Origin of the sequence: Candidatus Magnetominusculus dajiuhuensis, assembly GCF_046044395.1 — a bacterium.
In the GTDB taxonomy this organism is placed as follows: domain Bacteria; phylum Nitrospirota; class Thermodesulfovibrionia; order Thermodesulfovibrionales; family Magnetobacteriaceae; genus Magnetominusculus; species Magnetominusculus dajiuhuensis.
In genome coordinates, this window is the sequence record NZ_JBJUSG010000199.1 from 1 (window position 1) to 3883 (window position 3883).

3 protein-coding genes are annotated in these 3883 nt (G+C 51.5%); 2 read left to right on the plus strand and 1 reads right to left on the minus strand.

Annotated features, from left to right (window positions below; translation table 11 throughout):
- The first annotated feature begins 344 nt into the window (after positions 1 to 344).
- On the plus strand, positions 345 to 1721 hold the full coding sequence (locus AB7D94_RS16670) for an RtcB family protein (protein WP_420267196.1): 1377 nt from the start codon (positions 345 to 347) through the stop codon (positions 1719 to 1721).
- Positions 1722 to 1724: 3 nt separating this feature from the next.
- The gene (locus AB7D94_RS16675; protein ID WP_420267194.1) at positions 1725 to 2522 is read left to right on the plus strand and encodes a menaquinone biosynthetic enzyme MqnA/MqnD family protein; all 798 of its coding nucleotides are present in this window, start codon (positions 1725 to 1727) and stop codon (positions 2520 to 2522) included.
- Positions 2523 to 2850: 328 nt separating this feature from the next.
- Here the strand turns inward: AB7D94_RS16675 and AB7D94_RS16680 are convergent, their stop codons facing one another.
- Positions 2851 to 3750 carry an ROK family protein gene (locus AB7D94_RS16680; RefSeq protein ID WP_420267195.1) on the minus strand — a complete coding sequence of 300 codons (900 nt, stop codon included), beginning with the start codon at positions 3748 to 3750 and terminating at the stop codon, positions 2851 to 2853.
- Positions 3751 to 3883 lie beyond the last annotated feature (133 nt).

The following is a 3883-nucleotide window of genomic DNA, read 5'->3' on the forward strand; positions in this document are numbered from 1 at the left end:
GAAATGCTCCACGCTGGATACGAATGTTAACTAAACTTGGATATGTAAGGAAAAAGGCGTAGAAACATAGCAAAAAAAACTGTCAAGAGACGGTAGGGGGAGGTGTGTGTCGACGCTTAGTAGGATTTTCACGGTAATTTTTCTAATGCGTTTGCCCTGAGGCATCAGGCGTTTATAGTTGCCCAAAATCAGGGCGGCAAATCAGCAGAGCTTGACTAAAAATAAAAACTACGGCGATAATATATGGTCAGATTTGAGGCAGCATTGACAGGAGGCTGACTGTGGAAAAGGTTATCAGAATAGACGGCAACAGGCTACAGGTGCAGGTAGGCTCAAGAGAAGGGATGTTAGTGCCGGGCATTATCTACGTTGACACAGCCCTTGAGGGGCATCTTGAGCAACAGGCCATTGACCAGGTGGCAAATGTTGCCACACTGCCCGGCATCGTGGGCGTATCAATGGCAATGCCGGATATTCATACCGGCTATGGGTTTCCAATAGGTGGCGTTGCCGCTTTTGGCGTGGACGATGGGTTAATTTCCCCCGGTGGCGTGGGCTATGACATTAACTGTGGCGTGAGGCTCATAAGGAGCAATCTCACCAGGGGTGAGGCCATCGGGAGGATTAGGGACCTTGTCGGGGCACTTTACAATAACGTGCCATCGGGGGTAGGCTCAAAGGGGAATATCGCGCTGTCCCTTGATGATGAGCGGCAGCTCATAAAAAAAGGGGCGCGCTGGGCAGTTGAACAAGGTTATGGAGATGCCGACGATTTGGATAAGACCGAATCAGGGGGCTGCATAGAAGGGGCAGATCCATCGGCAATAAGTGATAAGGCGCTGCAGCGCGGTAAAAACCAGCAGGGCACGCTCGGCTCAGGCAACCACTTTCTTGAGATACAATATGTCAGCGAGATCTTTGACGAGGCAGCGGCCAACGCCTTTGGCCTGTTCAAAGGACAGATAACCGTGATGATACACACCGGCTCACGCGGCCTTGGGCACCAGGTTTGTACGGATTACCTTGCCACGATGGAGAAGGCATCTGCGAAGTACGGCATAAGACTCTACGACAAGGAGTTAGCGGCGGCACCGTTTAAAAGCCCTGAGGCAGAGCTGTATTTTGCGGCAATGAAAGGTGCGGCCAATTACGCGTGGGCAAACAGGCAATTCATTATGCACAGGACAATGGAGGCGTTTCAGAAGGTCTTAGGTGCCTCCCCAGGGGAACTGGGGCTTAGCCTCGTCTATGATGTCGCGCACAATATCGCGAAGGTGGAACATCACACCGCCGGAGGGAAAAAGACTGCACTCGTCGTACACAGAAAGGGCGCTACGCGTGCGTTTGCCAAGGGCCATCCTGAACTTCCCGAGTCATATAAACACATCGGGCAACCGGTCTTAATCCCCGGCGACATGGGCAGGGCCTCGTATGTCCTCACCGGCACAGAGACGGCCATGGCGGAGACATTCGGCTCTACTTGCCACGGGGCAGGTCGCCTCATGTCAAGACACAAGGCTATTAAGGCGGCAAAGGGCAGGGCGATTTGGCGTGAACTTGAGGACGAGGGGATTACGGTGATGACCGCCGGTAAGACGACGCTGGCCGAGGAGATGCCAGAGGCATACAAAGATGTCTCAAACGTCGTTGAAATCGTCCACAACGCGGGGATTTCAAAGAAGGTGGCCATGCTCAAACCGCTCGGCGTGGTAAAGGGATAGCCATTGAAAATAGGCAGGATAAACTTCGCCAACCTCTATCCAATATTCTATTGCCTGCAACACCCGCGCGCCACGGCCAATTCCACAATGAAATACGAATTCACAGACGGCGTACCCTCAGAGATTAACGCCCTGTTGCGACAGGGCATTATAGACGCCGGGCCATCGTCGTCTATCGAATACCTGCGAAGCCCGCAGTTGTATAACCTCATAGACGGGCACTCGATAAGCTCCTTTGGCCGTATTATGAGCATAATACTGTTCAGCCGCGCCGGAGTGCTCAATGCCCTTGATGGCCAGACCGTGCTGAGTTCATATCAGGCCGAGACGTCAACCGGACTTCTGCAAATAGTTCTGCGCAAGTTTTACAATCTCAACGTTGAGATAAAGACCTCACGCGCGCCGCTTATGGAAGGTCTCAGGCAGTACCCGGCGTATCTCCTGATAGGGGACAATGCCCTCTTTGAGGCCGCCTCGACCGAAAACTCCGGGCTGATGCGCTATGACCTTGGAGAAATCTGGTATGAGCAGACGGGAGTTCCGTTTGTCTTTGCCCTATGGATAAGCAGGAGGCAATGCGAAGACGCCTTAATGGTGGCGCTGCGGTCAGACCTTGACGCGGCTAAGGCGGACGCCATGTTGTCGTTTGGCGGCATTGCGCAAAACTGCCCATATACACAACGCTTCCCTGTGGAGACGCTCGTCTCGTATTGGCGCACTATCTCCTATGACCTTACGGCCAGACACATAGACGGCTTAGATCTGTTCGGGAAATATCTAATGGAACTAGGGCTGATTTGAGCCGCCCCATTGCCAGTCCCGTCTAAATTCCTATGTCAATTCGCGGGCAATCGCATTAGAAAATTTCAATAGCCATTTCGTCCCCTGGATTCCAGCTTTACCGTGAAAATCCTACGGAGCCAGGACACACACACCTCCCCCTACCGTCTCTTGACCCTAAAAACGGCAGTTAAGTGTCAAAAGCACCTGGCATAAGTAAGTGGACATAATCATGCCGCATATTGTAATTTCTTATGCATAAAAAAGCTGCGAATTACGTCTGGCAATTTCTGTAAAGAGTGCATTAAATACGAGACCTTTTTCTTAAAGTCATCATAGCAACCGTTGCTCAGCAGTACGTCAGCTCTGCCGCTCCGATTATGCCGGCGTCCCCGCCGAGGGTTGAGGGTATTATTTCCGCCTTGGCAAACAAATACTTAAAGGCCGACGCCGCAGCCGTCTTTATGGCCTTCTTAACGTATATGTCCCAGGCCCCTATCAGTCCGCCCATCAGGATTATCGCGTCAGGGCCGAATATGTTTATGTAGTTTGCTATGCCTATGCCCAGATAAAATCCCGCGGTCTTGAATATCTCTATCGCCAGAGGGTCTCCCTGTAACGCGTATTTATAAATATTGGCCGGTGTTATCTCGCCGCCGCTGTCTTTGGCCATCATCGTCTCTCGTTTCAGTTCAATCGCCTCCATAGCAACCGTGGTCATTGCCCGTGCTGAGGCATAGGCCTCAAGGCATCCCTTTCCGCCGCAGCCACAGAGTCTGCCTCCAGGCTCAACGATGACATGCCCCAGCTCTCCGGCTATGTTCAGGAGTTTCCGGTTATATACCACACCGCCGCCGATACCCGTGCCCAGTGTCAACATCACAAATGTATTTAAATCTTTCCCCGCCCCTGAGACGCTCTCACCAAGGGCGGCCATAGACGCGTCATTTCCCATGTACACCGGCGTGTTAAATCTGCTTTGCAGTGTCCCAACGAGGTCTATTTCATTTAATATGGGCAGATTCGGGGCAGACAATATCTTTGTTCCATCAGTAAGCCCCGCAACGGCTAGTCCTATCCCATTAATCTTGTCCGAGAACAAACGCTCTATGGCCGCTATCAGGCTATCTATGACGTTGCCGGTTGACGATACCGTTATTCTTTTAACAATCTCCCCTTCCCTTGAGACCACGGCCACGCGAAGGTTCGTCCCGCCCAAATCCACTCCTATCGAAAATGGCTTGCTCATCGTCCAGTCTCCTTTATGCGAATAATATCTGCCCAAGACTAATATACAATATTAAGCAAACAATATACACGCCCCCTGTTAAGCCCAAGCTCCGATATAGAAATTTGCACCTATTGATAAAAGGGTTTTTGAA